A 19,725-nucleotide genomic window follows, 5' to 3' on the forward strand; every position below is an offset into this window, starting at 1 on the left:
TGACTCTTGCTTTATATGAAACCATCGAAACTAAAGGAGGATTTTAATGAAAGCAAGAATGCCTTATCTTTATGAGTCCATCATCACCTTCGCGCTCTTGATCGCCACTATGGGTGTCGGAATCGCCGTCTATGGCGCCAACCCTCATATCCCAATGCTGATTGGCGTAGCCTTTGCGGCCCTGATGGCACTCAGGATTGGACACAAATGGAGTGACATAGAGCAGTATATGTTCGATGGCATCCGTCAAGCCCTGCAGGCCATCATCATCCTCGCTATTATAGGCGTTCTTATTGGCGTCTGGCTCCTTTCCGGTGTCGTACCTACCATGATCTACTACGGCCTGGGCATCCTGTCGCCAAAAATCTTTCTTGTGGCGACCCTGTTCATTGCGTCCATTACTTCACTGGCGACTGGAACGAGCTGGGGCACGGCAGGTACTATCGGCATAGCCCTGATGGGTATCTCTACCGGTCTTGGGATCCCGGCACCAATCGCTGCGGGCGCTGTGATCTCCGGCGCTTACTTTGGAGATAAAATGTCACCGCTGTCCGACACGACTAACCTCGCGCCCGCTATGGCAGGCACAGATGTCTTTACTCACATTAAATTTATGTTGAAGCCAACCCTTGTAGCGTATACCATTTCCATCATATTCTTTGCTGTCCTGGGCATGCGTTACGGCGGTGCTTCTGTTGATCTGAGCGCCATCAGCGCCATGAGAGAGGGCCTCGCGGCTTCCTTCACCATTTCTCCGGTCTTGCTGCTGCCGCCTCTGGCCGTGATCGTGCTGATCGCCAAGAAAATGCCGGCAATTCCAGGAATCTTTGTAGGCATCATCTTGGGTGCGATCCTCGCGCCAATCTTCCAGGGCTCCAGCTTTGGAGACATCCTCAACGTGGCTTACAGCGGCTTTGAGTCCAACACTGGTGTTGCTTCCATTGACGACCTTCTCTCCTCCGGCGGTCTCAGCAACATGATGTACTCCATCTCCCTCACCATCATTGCCATGATGTTTGGCGGGATTATGGAGAAAACAGGACAGCTTGAGGTTATTGTCAACAAGCTCCTGAAGCGTGTCAGAACGCCGCAGGGCCTCATTGCGCTGACTGAGGCGACCTGCCTGGGCTCCAACATGACTATGCCGGAGCAGTACATCTCCATAGTCGTACCAGGTCGTATGTATGCTAAGGCCTACAAGGACATGGGGCTTCATCCGAAAACCCTCTCAAACGCCCTCGAATCTACCGGCACACTGACCTCAGCGCTGATTCCTTGGAACACCTGCGGCGTCTTCCTGTTCGGTGTCCTCGGCGTCACGACTATGGAATACCTGCCTTACGCCATCTTCAACTACACCATGCCGCTGGTTGTACTGGTTCTCAGCTTTGTGGGCGTTACCGTCGCGAAGCTCGATCCAAGCGAAAGAGACGAAAAAGACGAAATCGAAAAAGACTTGTCAGCATAGTGTAAAATACGTCATACTGACTCTGGGAGGAAGTTGGGGTTATGCCCCCTTCTCCCGGAGTTTTTTATATTGAACCAGAAATTTCGAAGCGGACGGAGGTGTGCCATGCGCAAACTGGCGCTCTTTATTTTTTCAGCGACGCTGCTCCTGATCCTCAATTACATCAATGCAGTCGTTAAAATTGATTATGACCTTAACCTGATTGATTACTTTGAATACTCCAGAGCGTTCACAGCAGAGGAGCAAAAACTCCTGAGCGATTATGGCGTTCTAATCTTTGGCGGCAATATCAACGACCCTCCACTGGGCAGGTATTACGAGGAAACGGAGCAGCACCTCGGGCTCACCGTAGATATCATCAATGCTTTGGCTATTGAGCTGCAAACCAATATTGCGACCAAGGCCATGGTGTGGAGCGACGCGATTGAGGCCCTCAAAAACGAAGAAACCAACCTGATTGACATGGTGCCTTCCGAGGCCCGCGCCGCAGACTTCGCTTTTTCCAACCCCATTTACAGACTTTCCGGCGCGGCCCTGTCCCCAACCAACAATCATGACCTGCGGACACTGAAGGACCTTGACGGCGTCTCCGTTGCGGTACAACGTGCAGATGTCGTCATTGATAAGCTTTGGGAGCAAGGGATTTTCCCCGAATTCGTCTATACGGACCACCTATACGAAGCCATGGCGCTCCTGGAGTCCGGTCAGGTGGAAGCCTTGGCCGGAGACGAGCCGGTCATCCGTATGATCTTGAACGAGCTGCAGCCTACCGGCAGTTATCTGGTCATGGAGGAGCGGATTTACAACGCCTATACCGTCCTTGCGGTGCCCAAGTCTCAAAGTGAGCTGATTCCCGTCCTCAACAAAGCGATTCTTCGGCTGAGAAAATCCGGTGTAATGACCAAAATCGAGGAAAAATGGCTGGGCTATGGCACCGCGGAAGTTCAGCGCCGCTCCTATGAAAAAATGAAGCACTTGTGGCTGCCGCTGCTGGGAACCCTTGGCATGCTTTTTTATGCCATTTACCTCTGGAACCTGAACCTGAAAACGCTGGTGGACCGTCGCACCCGTGAGCTCTCTATCATCACCGGTGAGCTGGAAAGCGTCTTTGACGCCATACAGTCCGGCATTGTATTGGTAGATGAGCAAGGGACTTTGAAGAAGGTCAACGAGGAGTTCGAGGGGTGGTCCGGACTTACCGAAGGCGATCCTTTGGTTCGCAGTCCTTTTGGAGAACCGTTTGCCAGGCTTCTGTCCGTATTCGAAGGCTCCGAATTAAACGAAACCGGGACCGGAAAAACACTTCACTCCAAAACCGCTTCAACAGAGGTTTCAAACGGTCACACCATAGTTCCCCTCGAATCCAGGGACACGTTTGTCATAGACAACAAAATATTCGATTGCAGGCTGACCACAATCCAGGAGCTTAAAGGCCTTTACCTGATGCTCGTCACAGATATCACCCTGGAAAAGCTGCAAGCTGACAAGCTGGTACACAGCAATAAGATGGAAGCCATTGGCCGACTGGCTGCCGGCGTCGCTCATGAGCTCAGAAACCCCCTCGGCACCATACGCAATTCCAGCTATCTCCTGAGGGCTACACAGGAAGCGGACGGCGACACCCTTGCCGCGACCGCCGCCATAGACAGGGCTGTTGCCAGGGCTGGCAAAATCATAGATAACCTGCTGAATTATTCGCGGCTCAGCACAGATGAGCTGAGTACTTTTTCAGTGCCCGACCTCGTCAGCGAGACCCTCTCCTTTTATAGGAAGACCATGTCAGAGCACAGCATTAGCCCGGACTACAGCCACGAAGGTCTGACCCACGCCCGTTCAAACCCCAGCGCCCTGCGCCATGTGCTTCTAAACCTGATTCACAACGCAATAGATGCCATGCCGGCGGGCGGCGGCCTTACACTGCGTTCGTCTCTCGACGACAAAACCCTGCGCTTCAGCATCAGTGACACCGGCACCGGTATTGCACCGGAAAAACTCGGCAATATTTTCGAGCCCTTCTACACGGACAAGCCCGTTGGCCAAGGTACAGGCCTGGGGCTCTATATTGTTTACACCGAAATCGAGAACCTCGGCGGCGAAATTCAGGTTCAAAGCACAGCGGCCCAGCAGGACGCGCCGTCCTCTGGCACCACCTTCACCTTCCATGTGCCGTCACACCACAACCTGTTGACATCCGAGGAGGTCTGATCCCATGCGCAAACTTAAGCTTCTCCTGATAGACGACGAAGCGGATTTTCTCGAGCTGCTGAGGCTGATCCTCACCCGTAAGGGCTATGACGTCACCACCGCCAGTAGTGGTGCCGATGGTCTTCGCCACCTTCAATCCGCCCGTGATTTTGACGCCGTTCTCACCGACCTTTTGATGGACGGCATGACTGGCCTTGAGGTATTAAACCAGGTCAAATCAGACTTTCCCCAGACCGAGGTTATAATCCTTACCGCCTACGGCAGCATTGAAACCGCCGTGGAAGCCATGAAGCAAGGCGCTTTTTCTTATTACATCAAGAGCAATGATCCTGAAGAGATTTTGATGTCCCTTGAGAAAATTAAAAAAATCCTGTTTCTCGAAAGCAAGAACGCGGCACTTCATGAGGCACAGTCCACGGGCAGCGCTATGCTGGAAAGTCGCAGCCCCGCTTTCAGGCAGGCTTTGGATCACGCCCTGAAAGCCGCTGCCACGGATGTCAACGTCTTATTGCTTGGGGAGTCCGGCGTTGGCAAGGAGGTTTTCGCCCGCTTCATACACGAAAACAGCGCCCGGTGTCAAGAGATCTTCCTTCCGGTTAACAGCTACGCATTTTCAGACAGCATGCTGGAATCCGAGCTCTATGGCCACGAAAAAGGTGCCTTTACCGGATCGACAAGCCAACGCACCGGTCGCTTTGAAGCAGCGGACAAAGGCACCTTATTTCTTGACGAAATTGGCGAACTGCCCCTTTCGACCCAAATCAAAATGCTAAGGACTATAGAGACCCGGGAGATCTCACGCATTGGCAGCAATACACTGATCCCTACGGACTTCAGACTGTTAAGTGCCACCAACCGGAGTCTCCTTGAAGGGATCAGGGAGAAGACCTTTCGAGAGGACTTGTACTACCGCATTAGCACCATCATTATTGAAATACCCCCCCTAAGGGAACGCTCCGAGGACATCCCGCTTCTGTTTGACTACTTTCTGGAAAAAGCACAGCGGGAAATAAAAAAGACGATTACAAGGGTGGACGAAGGCCTGAAGGAGAAGCTGTTCCGCTACACCTTTCCGGGCAACGTCAGGGAGCTTAAGAACACCGTTGAGCGGCTGGTGGTGCTCTCCGAAGATGGCGTTTTAAAAGATCATGGCCTGTTTGAGAAAGCAGCTTCTGCTGGAATGGTTTTAAACCGGCCTTCCGTCGATCAATCCCTGCGACAGGTTCGTCAAACTGCCGAACGCCAGCATATTATCGCGGTAATTGAACATTGCAGCGGTGACCTCCCAAATGTCGCGGAAATTTTAGAGATTAGCCTCCGGCAGCTTTACAACAAGCTGAATGAATATGGGATTCAGAAGTGATTCAAAGAAAAAGACAGAGCGCTTCTGTCTTTTTTGACTTTAATTGCGCATTAATCTCAATTCAGGGTATTAATTTATGTAAACTCCTTTTAAAGTAGATCTGCAGAAAGAGAAAGGGTGATTCCTTTGAATCGACCTGTACCTCCAGATTGCTACACGTCCATTTTCAAAAATGCGCCTGATGCCTTGCTCCTGGTTGATGGCCAGGGCCAGGTCCAACGCATGAATACCGCAGCGCAGATTTTATTTCGCGCTGAATTCTCAGCGCTCGAAAACTTGAGTTTGGAGGCGCTTATAAAGCTATGGGAAGAAACGCCGCTCTCTGAGCAGTTCGTCAGGCTGCGGTCTGAGAAATCATCCAGAAACGTCACAGCCTTTATCCCCTCTGATGATGACGAACGTGTCGATTGCGAATGGACCAGCGCGTGCTTTGAGGATCAGAGCGGAAACCTGTGGTTTTTACTTAGCTTTCGAGACGTCAGCAACACCATGTCCGCCTATCGCGCCGCCTTGGAGGCCGCGACACTGGCATCCGAGCTGGCGAGCCATGATTTCTTAACAGGCCTTTTAAACAGACGAGGCTTTATGGAATTTCTTGAGCACGAGCTCGACCGTGCCAAGAGGACAGGCACGCACACTGGGCTGGTCATGATGGACCTGGATTATTTCAAGCAAGTCAACGATCAGTATGGGCACGCTTGCGGGGACTGGCTGCTTCAGGAAGTCTCTGCGCTGATGACCGCCAGCCTGCGGGAATATGACATCTTGGCCCGTTTTGCAGGGGATGAGTTTATCATGCTTTTGCCTGAGACCACACAGAGCGAAGCGCTGATCATTGCCGAGCGGCTCAGGCATATAATTGAATTAAAAAGCTTTGAGCAAAATAATATACGTTTGAAAATCACCACAAGCCTTGGCGTCATAAGCGTCCAAGCGAACTTTGACGCGCCTGCTGAGAGCCTTATTTCTGCTGTGGACAAAGCACTGTACTTGGCTAAGGCGTCAAGGAACAGTGTTTATTGTTTGGACGTTGAAATGACGTAAAACGACTGGTATGAAAACTTAAGCTCTTCCCAACAAAAAACCACCCTGATGCTTTCAGGCGTTCATTCGCTGAAAGAATCAAGGTGGTTATCTTTATACACTGACTATACTGTTTAGCGGATCTGTCAAGCTTGACAGATTAAGCCAGGTGGTACTCAATGATGGACTCTTTTTTGAAGCCTTCGAGCATCATGTTGTCTGCGAGGCAAGCGGCAATAGCGTCAAAGTCATTGTCCGCGCCAGTGTAACCAAGGGCTTTCGCGGAATCGAGGAGGTACTGGTGCTTGACCGGACCGACGATTTGCGTTGCAATGACCTTAGTACCGCGCTTGTCTGCTTCTTTGGATATGAACTCTTTGAGCATTGCCAGCGGCGTGCTTGCAGCGTCGAAGACGTTCATGGAAACTGCAGTGCCCACGTGACCTTCATCCTTAAAGCCAATGCCTTTGATGGAAGTCCAGCCAGTTTCAGCATTCTTGACGACTTTTGCAATGTCGTTGGCAACAGAAGCATCCTCAGTCTCAACGAAAACGTTGTAAGCTGTAAGACCTTCGTAGTCCGCGCTGACAGTGCAGCCACCCATAGTTGGGCTGAGCTTGCCGTCAACAGAAAGGTCAGGCTTTCTCATTTCGAGATCAGGATGGTCAGGCGTTTCGAGAAGCGCCTTGAGGCCCTCATATTGACCTTTACGGATGTTCGTGTTGGATTTTTTGTAATCCGTGCGTGCATTGAGGCCAGAGAAGTAAACCGGCACTTTGTAAGTCTCGTGAAGGGCCACGCCAATTTCCTCAGCAAGCGCCTTTACTTCTTCAATGTCCATGTTCTGGAGCGGGAATACCGGTGCCGTGTCAAGCGCACCAATACGCGGGTGGTCGCCTTTTTGAACTTCCATGTTGACATACTGATAAACGGCACCTGCAAGCTTAACCATTGCTTCCTTGCAGAACTGCGGCTCACAGATGAAAGTCAGAACGGTACGGTTGAAGTTGGCCTCTGGCTCAACAGCGACAATCTTGACAGACTCTACAGCTTTGACGGCGTTGACAGCAGCATCGATGGCTTCCTTGTTGGCGCCTTCGCTAAAGTTAGGGACAGCGAGAACATATTTCTTACTCATGGCGGAAATACACATCCTCTCAATAGTCTAAATTCTGATTTGATCATATCAAAAATTGCGAGGAATGTCATTTCTGTTTTACTAAAGAAATTGCCGTTTTTTTGACAAAATACCGGCCTAAAGTTGTAGAGTTCTTATAAAAACTTCAATTGAAAGCATGTATCGAATTGGATTTTGGTAAAATTAGTTTAGTTTTATTTAAATTTAGTCTTCAGAATTTGCCGCGATCATAATTTTGCCTGATGACATTTCAGCATGAAGCTCAGGCAAGATTTCTCCAAAAAAACTGAGCGGGACAAAAGTTCTGCCGTCTTTGAGTACAGGTGCTGTTCCGAGCGGCTTATGTGCCATTCTCGCAAAAGCATAGGCATCCTGACCTATAGTTAGCGTGGCTTTTCCCACCATGACACTTTGAGTCTCAGGAAGCCAGGTCACTTCATGGCCTAATGCTTCTGCTGCTGCCCGCAAAGGAACCATCACTGTCTGATCATCCGTCACGAACGCGGATAAGGCATGGATGACCTCGCCATTGATCAGGACAGGCTTTTCACCAGCTATCGTCAGCCACTTCTGGTCTTCAATGACGTAGACAGTCTGTGGCACGGTTTGGGCAGGGATACTGCGGGTTGAGTAGCTGTAGCTGACCAGAAGGTGTTTTTCAGCGAGGCTCTCTGTGTAAAGCTGTCCTTGCCTGTCCCAGAGTTTGAAGCTGCCGTCCTGCTCCAGGTTAAGCTTCAGGGTGCCATCCGCGCTGGTGAGTGTCTCATCAAAATAATCCGCCTTTTGGGACATGCCCTCTTCCGGAGTTGTGACAAGCTCTATAGTATATTGCGGCGGGTAGATGAGGATCATAGGCTTTCTGGTATCATACCAGCCTGTGACCGTTGTGCCCACTTCAAGTTTGACTTGGTCAGCCAGGACAGTGGATTTTGTGACGACAAAGTCCGCAATTGCCTCGCCTTCACCCTGAACCCGGATCATGAACGCCTCTGGGATGCTGTGATGAGGCTCGACGCTTTCAATTTTGCCGGTAAAGCCGTTGTAATGGGCATATTTCATCTCAGCGACCGCCTCAAGCGCGGTATCAGAATAAGGCACAGTGCTCAAGGCCTTCCCATCCGCCAAAGAGGCCAGTGGCGTACCGCCAATTAAAAAGCTGGTTAACAGAAGGCCCATCGTAATGTTTTTCACGTTCATTTTGTTTTTTAAGATCATTATTATGCTCCTCTCAAATCAGTCTGACAATAAGACGCCCATGCCTCTTAAAAAGTTGCAGGAAAAGACATTAAGAAAGCGTAACAGAAGTTTTTTGGCAGGGGACAGGTTTGGTTGGGGACAGGGACTTACCGGAGCAAAGCGCTCCGGTAAGTCCCTGTCCCCAACCAAACCTCGTTCAACCATAAAAAGAAACCGGCGGCAACCACCACCGGTTTCTTTTCAGATCATTATTAACCAGCTTAACAGGACTGAACTGGCTCTTCAGCGTTTAAAACCTTCATAAACTCCTCACCGGTCATGGTTTCTTTTTCGAGCAGACACTTTGTCAGCTCGTGGAGCTTGGCCTTGTTCTCCTCAAGAATGCGGCGGGCATTTTGATAGGCCGTATCCAGAATCTTCATGACCTCTTTGTCAATCAGTGCTGCAGTTTCCGAAGAAACCATCAGGGTCGTGTCCGCGCTGAGATAAGGATTGTTCACCGTTTCCAGCGCCATCATACCAAAGGTCTCACTCATTCCAAAGCGCGTCACCATGGCACGCGCCATTTTGGTGGCTTGTTCAATGTCGTTGGAAGCGCCTGTGGTGATGCTGTCGAAGATCAGAGCCTCTGCTGCCCGGCCACCCATAAAGGTGGAGATTTTGTCAAGGGCCTGCTCTTTTGTCATCAAAATCTGCTCGGTTTCCTCCACTTGCATGGTATAGCCCAGGGCCCCAGAGGTCCTCGGAACTATAGTGATCTTCGTCACCGGGGCCGAATGGGACTGTTTCGCCGCCACCAGCGCGTGACCAATCTCGTGGTATGCAATGGTCAGCTTGTCCTTCATGGAAATCACAGCATTCTTCCTCTGATAGCCGGCTATGACGACTTCGACGGATTCCTCCAGGTCGCTCTGCACGACCTGGCGCCGTCCCATCTTGACCGCTCTGAGGGCGGCTTCGTTGATCATGTTGGCAAGGTCAGCGCCGGAAGCACCGGAGGTCGCCCGTGCAATCGCGTTAAAGTCTATGGCAGGTCCAAGCTTGACCTTCTTGGCATGGACCTCAAGTATGGCTTCGCGGCCGGCTAGGTCCGGGAGCTCCACTGGAATTCTGCGGTCAAAACGTCCCGGTCTGAGCAGCGCCTTGTCCAGAGTTTCCGGACGGTTGGTCGCCGCCAGAATGACGACCCCTGTGTCCGCTTCGAAGCCGTCCATTTCCGTCAGGAGCTGATTCAGCGTTTGCTCCCGCTCGTCGTTGCCACCCAGCCCCCCTGAATTCCTGCTTTTGCCGATGGTATCAATTTCATCAATAAACACAATACACGGCGCCTTTTCCTGGGCCTGCTTGAAGAGATCACGGACCCTGGCCGCGCCCATCCCCACAAACATCTCAACAAATTCCGAGCCGGCAATGGAGAAAAACGGCACTTTGGATTCCCCGGCGACGGCTTTGGCAAGCAGCGTTTTGCCTGTTCCCGGAGGGCCTACCAGCAGGGCGCCTTTGGGAATGTTGGCCCCGATTTCCTTGTATTTGCTTGGATCGTGGAGGAAGTCGACGATTTCCTGCAGAGCTTCTTTAGCCTCCTCCTGACCGGCGACGTCTGCGAAGGATTTCCCAGTCTGGGCTTCGACGTAGACTTTTGCCTTGCTGTTGCCAAAAGACATGGCGTTGCCGCCCATTTTGCCCATCATCTTCTTCATGAGGAATTGGCCGAGGGCTATGAAAATGACCATCGGCAAAATCCAGCCAAGGATGGAGGCGAGAATAGGCGAGCTTTCCGCCGGAATGACCTTGTTGAACTCAACACCGGACTCATACAGACGGTCCACAAGCTGCGGATCTTCAATCCTGCCGGTGACATAAAACGCATCATTGCCCTGCGCGTCTTTCTGAACGTAGACGACTTGCTTGTCATCCACCTCGACTTTGGTGACCGTACCGGCCTCAACTTGCGTCAGAAAGGTCCCATAGTCGACCTTGGTGACCTGAGGCTGCGTCATCATAGGGAAAACAAATGCGTTCAGCAGCATAACCAGCAGCAATACAATCAGATAATAATAGTATATGGGCCTCTTGGGGTTATCGTTAAATTTCATGGTCGTCGCGCTCCTCCGAGTTATTATGCATTCCCTTTTCTGTCTGTAGAGATTGATGTGGGGCTTGATCTGGCACCCCGGTGTTCAAGCTGAGCAGCTGGCTGAACTTTTTCAGCCCGGAGAGCATTTCCTTGAGCTCGTCCTCGTCAACCGCATCCATCATGTAGCTGATTTTCTTGTCAAAGGCTTGGTTTATGATCGCCATTCGCGCTTCGCCGTCCTTGGTCAGAGCCAGCATGACCATGCGCTCGTCCAGTGCGTTGCGCCGCCTGTCGATCAGGCCGAGCTTCTCGAGCCTTTTGCACATGGTTGACACATTGGTGCCGGCTTGGCCCAGATGGCTGGCCATTTCACCTATTGCCATGGTGCCGTCATTATAGAGCTCCATGAGGAGCCTGAGCTGCATGGCCGTCAGTCCATGACGCACTGCCTCTTGGTTTAGCAATGTGTTTGTACAGTCGTTGATCTTTTTTGAATAGTCCAGGAGACTGCGTTTAAATGCCTCAATGACCACCAATGCGTCACCTCCATACTTTCACTCTTAGATATATATACATTATAGCTATTATGAATCATAAATATTATTAAGAATCTATTAAATAATGCTTTGTTAATTCTCAGGGTGACAAAGCTCTGCCTCAAAAATATAGCCCACACCCCGCACAGATTTAATGTAAGCTTGGTCATCCTCCCCCAGGCGAATTTTCTGCCTCAGCCTTTTAATATAAGCCGTCACAGTGTTCTCATCATAGTGCTCGCTTTCCCAGACCTCGGCCAAGAGCATCTTTCGGGAAAAAACGACGCCCGGATGCTCAATCAAAAAGGTCAGCAGCTTAAATTCCGTCGAGGAGAGCACCAGCTCCTCTTCCCCTTTCATCAAGCGGTGGGCACTTTTAATAAATGTAAAGTCCCCAAATCGAATGGCCTGATCCGGCTTGAAGATCTCATTGTATTCTGTATAACGTCTCAGGTGGGCTTTAATGCGTGCTATCAGTTCCATAGGATCGAAGGGTTTCGTGATATAATCATCCGCACCGTAACCCAAACCCAGGATCTTATCCGCGGATGAGATATTCGCGCTGAGAAAAATTATTGGTACTTTGTATCGTTCGCGAATCCATTTACAAGCCTCCATACCCCCTATGTCCTCCATGTTCACATCCAGCAGGACCAGGTCGATCCGCTCATCCATCAAGGCAATGGCGTCCCTGCCATCATAGGCCTTTACAACGTTCATGCCTTCAAGGGTCAAAAACTGCTCCACCATTTTAACTATGCGTTTATCATCATCCACAACCAGAATTCTCGGCATTATACTCCCTCTTTCCATATGCATTCGAGTCATTGTATACCTATATACCCTTTGGTGACAAATTGGTGACAAGCTTATGATGGCTTCGTTAATTTTAAAGAAAATTCAAATTTTCGAGGTATAGTGAGTCATATCATTTCACTTCATCGTCATCATTATAACTCATAGGGGAGGCAATATTATGGAAAAAAGCGTCAACAGCCAGCAACCGGCCGTCTCATCGCACAACCTCGCGAAATTGGTGCTTTACAGCGCTATCGGCATCTTGATGTTCTTTATCCCCATCACTATTGGAGAAAAGACGACCATCCCCCTCGACCATTTAGTCACCTTTATAACGACAACTTCGGGCGGCGCCGCGAAATTTTACGCCCTCGCCGTCATCATCATGGGTGGCCTGCGTCCCTTCATCATCAGAACCTGGAACAAAGATCCCGTCACCCTCTTCTTCTCCATCTTCAAAGTCATTGGCATTGGTGTCGCATTCATGGCCGTGTTCAATTTTGGTCCGGCATTTCTCTTTGAACCTGATATGATCCCATTCTTACTTAACAAGCTCGTCATTCCCGTAGGTCTTATTGTCCCTATTGGTTCGGTATTCCTGGCGTTCCTGGTCGGTTATGGCCTCCTCGAATTCATTGGCGTCATTGTCAGACCCGTCATGCGCCCTATCTGGAAGACGCCTGGCCGCTCAGCGGTTGACGCGGTCGCGTCCTTCGTTGGCAGCTATTCCATAGGCCTCCTCATCACCAACCGCGTTTTCAAAGAAGGCAAATACACCATCAAGGAAGCGTCCATTATCGCTACAGGCTTCTCCACCGTTTCAGCGACCTTCATGATCATTGTGGCCAAGACCCTTGGCCTTATGGACCACTGGAACGCCTACTTCTGGTCTACGCTGGTCATCACTTTCATAGTCACCGCCATCACCGTCAGAATCTACCCGCTTAAAAATAAGAGCGACGACTATATCACAGAAGTGGGCGACCCTGAGCCGGAGCTTCACGGCAACCTGTTCAAAAACGCCGTTGACGAAGGCCTGAAGGCGACGAGCCATGCCCTCCCTATTGGGAAAAACGTCACAGATAACTTAAAAGACGGCTTCGTCATGGCCATGGGCATTCTCCCAACCATTCTCTCCGTTGGCCTCCTCGGACTCCTTCTCGCGAAGTATACGCCGGTATTCGACGTCATAGGCTACATCTTCTATCCATTCACCTGGGCACTGCAAATTCCGGAGCCTATGCTCGCGGCTAAAGCCTCGGCCCTTGAAATCGCGGAGATGTTCCTCCCGGCACTTCTCGTCGTGGAAGCCCCTATGGTCACGAAGTATATCATAGCCGTCGTCTCCGTTTCGGCTATCCTATTCTTCTCCGCGTCCATCCCATGCATTCTCTCCACTGAGATCCCGCTAAAAATCAAGGACATCCTGATCATCTGGTTTGAAAGAACGGTTTTGACATTGATCTTCGCAACGCCAGTCGCGTTCCTGTTGTTTTAAAGGCTGAGGCCGATGGTCCCTGAGCCGCAAAAACGCTCAACGCTTCATGTTTATGGTACAATTAAGGTGTCTGGGCTGATGACCATCGGCTCAGGCACTTTTTATAGTTTTTGTTTGTCGATGCATCAATCGAGGACGAAAAGACGAGAGCGAGGGATGCCCATGAGCTTGAGAAGACGCCTGGCACTGGTTTTATGTGCTTTAATCCTATTCTTGACAGTTTCCGTCAGTTATTTGCTGTATCGAAGGTCCGCCGGCATCATCAATCAGGACGCCAGCGACTACATGTCTGCCCAGCTGGAGCGGGCGAAAGAAAACATTGATCTCCTGCTTGAGATTACACAGCTGGAAACCAAAAATCTCGCAGGCGATCTGACCGTCAGGCGTTTCCTGGAAGGCGGGCTGTCCCAGGAGGAAGCGAGCGCCTATCTGAAAGCGCTAAAGACTGCGCAGACCGACGCGCCAAAGCACTACATGGATATGTTTATCCTGGACTTGACCGGCCACATTACCGCCGCGACAGACCCCAGCTTCATCCAGCTGGATCTGTCGACCCGGGATTACTATCAAAAGTCCCTGCGCACCGGGGAAACCGTCACCAGCGACATTCTGATCGGCCGGGCGGATGACTCGCTGATCGTCATCACCGTCAGCCCCATTTACAACGAAGAGGGCGCGCTGCTGGCCCACGCCGGCATTGCGATTTACGCGGAGTACCTTTCCAGCATAGTCAAGACCTTTGAGCTGGGTGAAAACGGCTACTACATCATTCTGGACTCACAGAGCCGTATCCTCTCCCACCCCGAAGTTTCGCTCATCGCCACAGCGGCGACCATTGAGCTTCCGGAAGTCTTTGACCTGGAAAGCGAGTCAGGGATGGGCGCCTCTGCCCTCCCCGTCATTCAAGCCTCTGAAGATGGCAGTGAGCGGATGATGTTCAAACGCATGGACAGTAACCGCTGGATCCTGATCGCCGTCCTCCCGGAGGCGGAGCTTCGCGCGAAGTCCATCAGCCTGCTGTCGGACGTCATCCTGATTGGCGTGATCACCAGTGTACTGGCAGTCCTTGCAGCGCTCTACATCTCCGGAAAGATTACTGCGCCAATAGTCGCCATCACCCACTCCATCAACCTGGCCGCCAAAAGCAGTCAGCGTCTGACCCAGTCGGTTTCAAGCGCCATCAGAGACTTGGGAGATTCCGACAAGCTGTTCGGTTCCGACAGTGGCCGCGGTCTGGCGGGTCCTGACAGTGCCTCCAGCGAAATCAGCAATCTCAGCGGCTCATATCAAAATTTCAAAGCCACGCTGAGCGCCCTGATCAAAAACTTCAGTCTGGAAAACGAGCAGCTCCTGAAGCAGACAGAGTCCCTGACCTCTGCCATTGAGACCCGCAATGATCAAACCGCGAAGTTCGTCTCCTTGCTCTCCCATGATTTAAGGACCACGCTGACGCTGGTCAAAGGTTACAGCAAAGCACTCCTGTCGAGGCCGGACGCAGATGAAGAGACCCGCGAGAAATTTTTGAGTGAAATTGTTGAGGGCGCAGCGGATCTGGAGCGCATTTCCTCGGATATCCTGGATTCAGCTTATGAGGCGCAGTCCGCGCCAAAGCTTCACATTGAGGAAGTGGACGGGGCTTCGTACACCGCACGCCTCTTTGAGAATTCAAAGCGTTATATTCTGGAGGCAGGCTGTCAGTTTGAAGGCCTTTGTGAAATAGACTCCGGACAGTTGGCCATTGATCCCGTTAAAATTTCAAGGGTCTGGAACAACCTGCTTAGCAACGCTGTGAAGTATTCCCAAGCCGGAGGTGTGATTCGCGTGGACATGCGCCGGGTAGAGGGCGTCGATGGAAGCCGTGTCGAGCTTCGGATCGAGGATCATGGCATAGGGATTCCTAAAGAGGATCAGCTCAAGATTTTTGACATGTTCTTTTCCGGCAGTCATAACCGCAAAAAAAGCTATGGCCTTGGGCTCTTTATCGCCAAATCGTTTTTGCAGGCCCATGGCTCAGAGCTCAGGTTTACCTCCGAGGAGGGCTGCGGGACGACGTTTTGGTTTGAGCTGCCGCTTGAAACTAAGTGAAATCATTCGCAGCGATAGTTAAATGAAACAAAAGACAGATGGTCATCATGTGATTGATTTCCATCTGTCGATTCATTTTTTTGTGGGGGCTTTTGAGACAGACTCTTCCCCTTTAAAGCGGCTGGCGCTTAAGACACGGGCAGGAAATACGCCCGCGACTTAAGTGCCAGCCGTTTTTTTATCGTTCAGCCATGAGTAAATGCCTGTTCTGGCAAAGCGTGTTCACAACCGTAAAAATTAAAACTTTAGCCAGGCTCGCCGTTATATTGTCTTGATCAAAACGCGGCGAAACCTCCGCAATGTCAAAGCTGACAGCTTTTCCAGACCGAAGGAGCAGCTTCAGCATCTTTATAGCCAGCTCCGGATCTACGCCAAGAGGCTGTGGCGCGCTGACACCTGGGGCAAAGGCGGAGGAAAACACATCCGCGCAAATTGTGACATAGAGCTGATCTGCGTCCGCTAAAAAATCCTCTATAGACTCACTGATCTGCCAAGGGTCTTCCTTTAGAAGGTCTCTTGCCAATTTATATCTGACACCCAAGTCCTCTGCAGTGCGAAACAGTTCAAGGGTATTGCTGTATCGCTGAACGCCTGCGCAGTAATACAAAAATGGCAGCTTCTTTTCCGCGTTTAAATCCGCAATTTGCTTAAACATGGTGCCTGAGCTTCCGCCATTTGGATAAGGCCTGAGGTCAAAATGGGCATCGAAATTGAATATGCCAATTCTTGGCGGGGTTTGTCCCTGCTCCAGGTGGCTCACCAGTCCTTGATAATGCCCATAGGCTACCGCATGGCCGCCGCCAAGGACAATGGGAAAAAGCTTGAGTTCAAGGAGCTTCTTTACCGCGAGTCCAAGCTGTCGTTGACTTTCTTCCAGGTCGCCGTCCTCACAAACTACATCTCCGGCATCAAACAGCGCCACAGAGGGATCAAAGGTACAGGGCAAATTCGCCAGCTCGCGGCGTATGCTTGCCGGACCGTTGACCGCACCTACACGGCCTTTGTTTCTGCGTATGCCCTCATCTGACTTAAAGCCAAGGAAGGCAAAGCCGAGAGGGCCTTCAAAAGGCTTTAAAGCTTTTTGGGTCAAATCTAAAGCTTTGACGCACTGATGCCAGCGGAAAGCATAATAGTTGTCTTCACTGTCCACACGTCCGTGCCATAATTCGGGGTTGTCCAGGGGTTTGTAGCGATCCAGTTGATCATGCATTACTTTGTCCCTCCAGTTCAGCCCGGTTGCTTCAGAGGCTATGTGCCAACCGGATTGAAATGAGCTTAGCATAAGGCTGTCAACAATTCGTCAAATCTTTGGCGTGTAAGAACGGCAGAGTGCCGTTATTTCTCATCATGCTAACTAAAAATTTTAATATTCCAATTATCGAAACAAAAAACTAAGAGGGGATTGTAAACTATTTTTGATAACTTACAATCCCCCAATTTTATTGCTTACTTAAGCTTCTTCATGTGTAACCTTTCCGCCATCATAAAGACTTATATTTTGCCTTATAACAATTTTCATCAGTGAAAAATAGATAATTCCCCCTATGATAAATGAGTTAATTGCCCCAACACCAAATGAAATTTGTTTAGCGAATACACTCGCCAGAACAACTGAAATCAAAGCCACAATGTTCCATTGCTTATATTGAGTGTTTTTATCAAATGTATATTCATCCTTCTTGCCAAGCATATAGTAGTCAATTACGATAACACCACCTATAGGAGGTACAAACAAGCCCAAGAATACTAAAAACGGAACAAAGTAGTCTGTAATGCCTAATACGCCAATTAGAGTAGCAATGATACCGAGTACTATTGAAATCTTATATTTTGGTATCGGTTTAATATTTGAAACTCCTAATGAAGCTGAATACAAGTTATTATCGTTACTTGTCCATTGGGCTAAAATAACCATTAATAACGAGGATAATCCCATCCCCAAACCAACCATTGCACCCATAATGGTATCTGTTCCTGCGGCTTTAACCATGATCATTCCTGCTAAATTTGCACAAGCAAATACAATCATAGCGATGAATGAAGCTATCCAATTATGGCGCTTATTTTTTACATATCTAGATACATCAGGTTGCATAATACTACCTACAATCCATCCTCCAATAACTATTGTAATCCCTGTTCCTAAGGATGCCGGGGTCTCTGGTGCAATTTGCATAATAGCTTCGATCCCCAAATTATTAATTGCTAAATAACTTCCCCATCCGCAAATTATTAAGATGACTGGAGATGCAATCGTACTCAAAATAGAAAGACCTTTATAACCAATGATCGCAGTAGTCATCATTAGAATTCCGCCCCAAAATGCAGCTACGGGAATTTGCCCCAAAAAGCTATCTGGATATAGCATATTTATAGTTTGTCCAAAAAAACCAGTTTGATATGCATACCATCCTGTTAAAGTTATTGCCCAGATCAAACCAACAATTTTTGATCCTTTTCTACCAAATGAATGTCTCGATAATACTGAGAATGTTACTCCACAGTCTGCGCCGATACCACCCACTACACCTGCCATTATAAGCAAGAAGATACAACCACCAAGGATTGACAATACAGCATCTTTGAAAGTAAACATGGTTGCTAATGATGCGCCTGTGTATAATGTAGACATTGCTACAGCTAAGCCTGCAGTTACACATGATAATTCTAATAAATTCCTTCGCTTTTCCTTGGGAACTGGTTCAGTTGGGTAGTCATATAATGCACTATCTTTATAGTCCTTATTACTATCTGCCATAAATAACCCTCCCATTAGGTTTTTCAAATGCTTTTAACTTGTTAGGAATAACGACAACTTACTAAGCTTTAATTATATTAATGTAAGATGCATTCGACAGCAAAACTTCTTATGTTTGTAACTATTTCTTCTGTGTATCGACAATATCCTCAATTGGAATATAATCCATATCAAAGCCAAAATATCTAGGGCCTAGGACATCAATTGCTTTTTTGCTCCTTAGCTGAGGCTTTGAAGAAATGCCGATCACCGCTACATTTTGGCCAACAATAATTTTAGGATTTGGAATAGGTTCACCTGTCTCTAAATCAACAATACAAATCAAATCCGGGCTGGTAACAAAAGGTTTCTCATTCTTCCACATTACATGATTTTCATTTTTAAACCAAATCTTAAATGTATCTCCATCAAATTCATTTACGCCGCTTATTATTGTATTTCCCCAATAATATCCAATTCTGTCTTCATCTTCAAAGCTCTGAATTTTACCTTTGGCTAATAACCAACCTTTTGTCTTGCAAGTAATCTGATTAATAACATCTAAATTTTGTTCTCTTGATATTCTGATATGTTTTCCTAATTCGTATGCTTCAGTAAGTGTTCCTGGAATAATCGTTTCTTTCAATTCCTTACCCGTCATTACAAAGCCAGCTTGTCCGGCTAATCCATATGCAGAAGCACTTATCATTTTACCAACACGTTCTGCTACTCTTAGACTTGTAGATTCTTTTATGATGCAAACATTTCCCCATTCATCAACTGAAGTTATTGGCAAATAATCTTTTCCATGCAGATAGGGTGTGATTTGAAGTATTTCTGGAATTGCCCTACCACAAAAATCTCCATCTACAGCAAGCTTGCCAAGTGATACAGCAGCTGATACTGGGCCAGATGTATTGGCACCAGCTAATTCAATTGGAACAATGGCATCAATTTTTAAGCCTGTATAATGTTCCAGCTCAATAACAGCTTTAGCCAACCTTTCTTTTTCACTATTCACACCTTCTACAAAACCAAATCCTTCCATCTCATTAATTACTTCTGAACTATGTGGGGCAATAGAACCCATTAAAAATGGACATGCGGTCAAAACATCATCAGATAGATGATCAACTTCAATCCAACCAACTTCTTTACCCTTTTCTATCTCACTCATCAAAGAATTTACTCCATTTTCAGGCAGTCCACCACCCCCGGTTGCGTAAAATGTACATCCTCTTACAAAATCCTCAACCTCTTGCTTAGTTGTAAGTTTCATATTTTACCTCCCTCTTAAATTAGTTTTCCACTTACATTATAAGTCGGATCCAACTATTATTAATTGTGGCTTGTAACACTAATCGATTAGCAAATTGTGCAAGTGCACAGGGGATAAACCTCCAATCCAAGTTTCTAAAAAACTTGTGTCATGAAATATTTTGTCGTTAAAAATTAGATTTCAAAACCTTGAAAATAGAATCACCCCTATTTGTCGAATCGATAAGTTACGATACAAAACCCGACAAGAAGGGGTGACTCAATGAAATTGATCTATTTTGCAAATTACTTATTCCTGCTCATTTCGATTACGACATCAAGT

Annotated in this window: 14 protein-coding genes; 6 read left to right on the top strand and 8 right to left on the bottom strand. The window is 48.6% G+C overall.

Annotated features, from left to right (window positions below):
* Positions 1-46: 46 nt before the first annotated feature.
* The 4 genes from nhaC to BLP63_RS05060 all read left to right on the top strand — a co-directional run bounded on the left by nhaC (position 47) and on the right by BLP63_RS05060 (position 6,080).
* Positions 47-1,468 carry a Na+/H+ antiporter NhaC gene (gene nhaC, locus BLP63_RS05045; RefSeq protein ID WP_092589796.1) on the top strand — a complete coding sequence of 474 codons (1,422 nt, stop codon included), beginning with the start codon at positions 47-49 and terminating at the stop codon, positions 1,466-1,468.
* A gap of 105 nt (positions 1,469-1,573) precedes the next feature.
* Entirely contained in the window at positions 1,574-3,673 is a 2,100-nt protein-coding gene (locus BLP63_RS05050) for an ATP-binding protein (protein ID WP_092589797.1), read from the top strand.
* A 4-nt stretch (positions 3,674-3,677) separates the two neighbouring features.
* Positions 3,678-5,036 (top strand): sigma-54-dependent transcriptional regulator, encoded by a 1,359-nt coding sequence (locus BLP63_RS05055; protein WP_092589798.1) that lies wholly within the window; start codon positions 3,678-3,680, stop codon positions 5,034-5,036.
* Between the two features lie 126 nt (positions 5,037-5,162).
* The gene (locus BLP63_RS05060; RefSeq protein ID WP_092589799.1) at positions 5,163-6,080 is read left to right on the top strand and encodes a sensor domain-containing diguanylate cyclase; all 918 of its coding nucleotides are present in this window, start codon (positions 5,163-5,165) and stop codon (positions 6,078-6,080) included.
* A gap of 139 nt (positions 6,081-6,219) precedes the next feature.
* Here the strand turns inward: BLP63_RS05060 and BLP63_RS05065 are convergent, their stop codons facing one another.
* The 5 genes from BLP63_RS05065 to BLP63_RS05085 form a co-directional block, all read right to left on the bottom strand.
* Complete coding sequence (locus tag BLP63_RS05065) at positions 6,220-7,197, bottom strand: hypothetical protein (protein ID WP_092589800.1); 978 nt, start codon at positions 7,195-7,197, stop codon at positions 6,220-6,222.
* 204 nt (positions 7,198-7,401) lie between these two features.
* On the bottom strand, positions 7,402-8,412 hold the full coding sequence (locus BLP63_RS05070) for a stalk domain-containing protein (RefSeq protein ID WP_092589801.1): 1,011 nt from the start codon (positions 8,410-8,412) through the stop codon (positions 7,402-7,404).
* A gap of 242 nt (positions 8,413-8,654) precedes the next feature.
* Positions 8,655-10,490 (bottom strand): ATP-dependent zinc metalloprotease FtsH, encoded by a 1,836-nt coding sequence (ftsH, locus tag BLP63_RS05075; RefSeq protein ID WP_092589802.1) that lies wholly within the window; start codon positions 10,488-10,490, stop codon positions 8,655-8,657.
* Positions 10,480-11,004, bottom strand: a complete 525-nt coding sequence (locus BLP63_RS05080) for a MarR family winged helix-turn-helix transcriptional regulator (RefSeq protein WP_242870804.1) — start codon at positions 11,002-11,004, stop codon at positions 10,480-10,482. Before BLP63_RS05080 ends, ftsH begins: the two co-directional genes overlap by 11 nt.
* A gap of 96 nt (positions 11,005-11,100) precedes the next feature.
* Positions 11,101-11,802, bottom strand: a complete 702-nt coding sequence (locus BLP63_RS05085; RefSeq protein WP_092589804.1) for a response regulator transcription factor — start codon at positions 11,800-11,802, stop codon at positions 11,101-11,103.
* 181 nt (positions 11,803-11,983) lie between these two features.
* Between BLP63_RS05085 and BLP63_RS05090 the strand changes: the two genes are divergently transcribed.
* Both BLP63_RS05090 and BLP63_RS05095 read left to right on the top strand, forming a co-directional pair.
* A complete protein-coding gene (locus BLP63_RS05090; RefSeq protein ID WP_092589805.1) occupies positions 11,984-13,303 on the top strand; it encodes a YjiH family protein in 1,320 nt (439 codons plus the stop codon).
* Positions 13,304-13,465: 162 nt separating this feature from the next.
* Positions 13,466-15,388, top strand: coding sequence for a sensor histidine kinase (locus BLP63_RS05095; protein WP_170829296.1), 1,923 nt, complete (start codon positions 13,466-13,468; stop codon positions 15,386-15,388).
* Positions 15,389-15,566: 178 nt separating this feature from the next.
* Here the strand turns inward: BLP63_RS05095 and hutG are convergent, their stop codons facing one another.
* From hutG to BLP63_RS05110, 3 genes are all read right to left on the bottom strand, one after another.
* Positions 15,567-16,598, bottom strand: coding sequence for a formimidoylglutamase (gene hutG / locus BLP63_RS05100; RefSeq protein ID WP_092589807.1), 1,032 nt, complete (start codon positions 16,596-16,598; stop codon positions 15,567-15,569).
* A gap of 240 nt (positions 16,599-16,838) precedes the next feature.
* Positions 16,839-18,146 carry a purine-cytosine permease family protein gene (locus BLP63_RS05105; RefSeq protein ID WP_170829297.1) on the bottom strand — a complete coding sequence of 436 codons (1,308 nt, stop codon included), beginning with the start codon at positions 18,144-18,146 and terminating at the stop codon, positions 16,839-16,841.
* A 121-nt stretch (positions 18,147-18,267) separates the two neighbouring features.
* Positions 18,268-19,404 (bottom strand): DUF917 domain-containing protein, encoded by a 1,137-nt coding sequence (locus BLP63_RS05110; RefSeq protein WP_092589809.1) that lies wholly within the window; start codon positions 19,402-19,404, stop codon positions 18,268-18,270.
* Positions 19,405-19,725 lie beyond the last annotated feature (321 nt).

Origin of the sequence: Acidaminobacter hydrogenoformans DSM 2784, assembly GCF_900103005.1 — a bacterium.
Lineage (GTDB): Bacteria > Bacillota > Clostridia > Peptostreptococcales > Acidaminobacteraceae > Acidaminobacter > Acidaminobacter hydrogenoformans.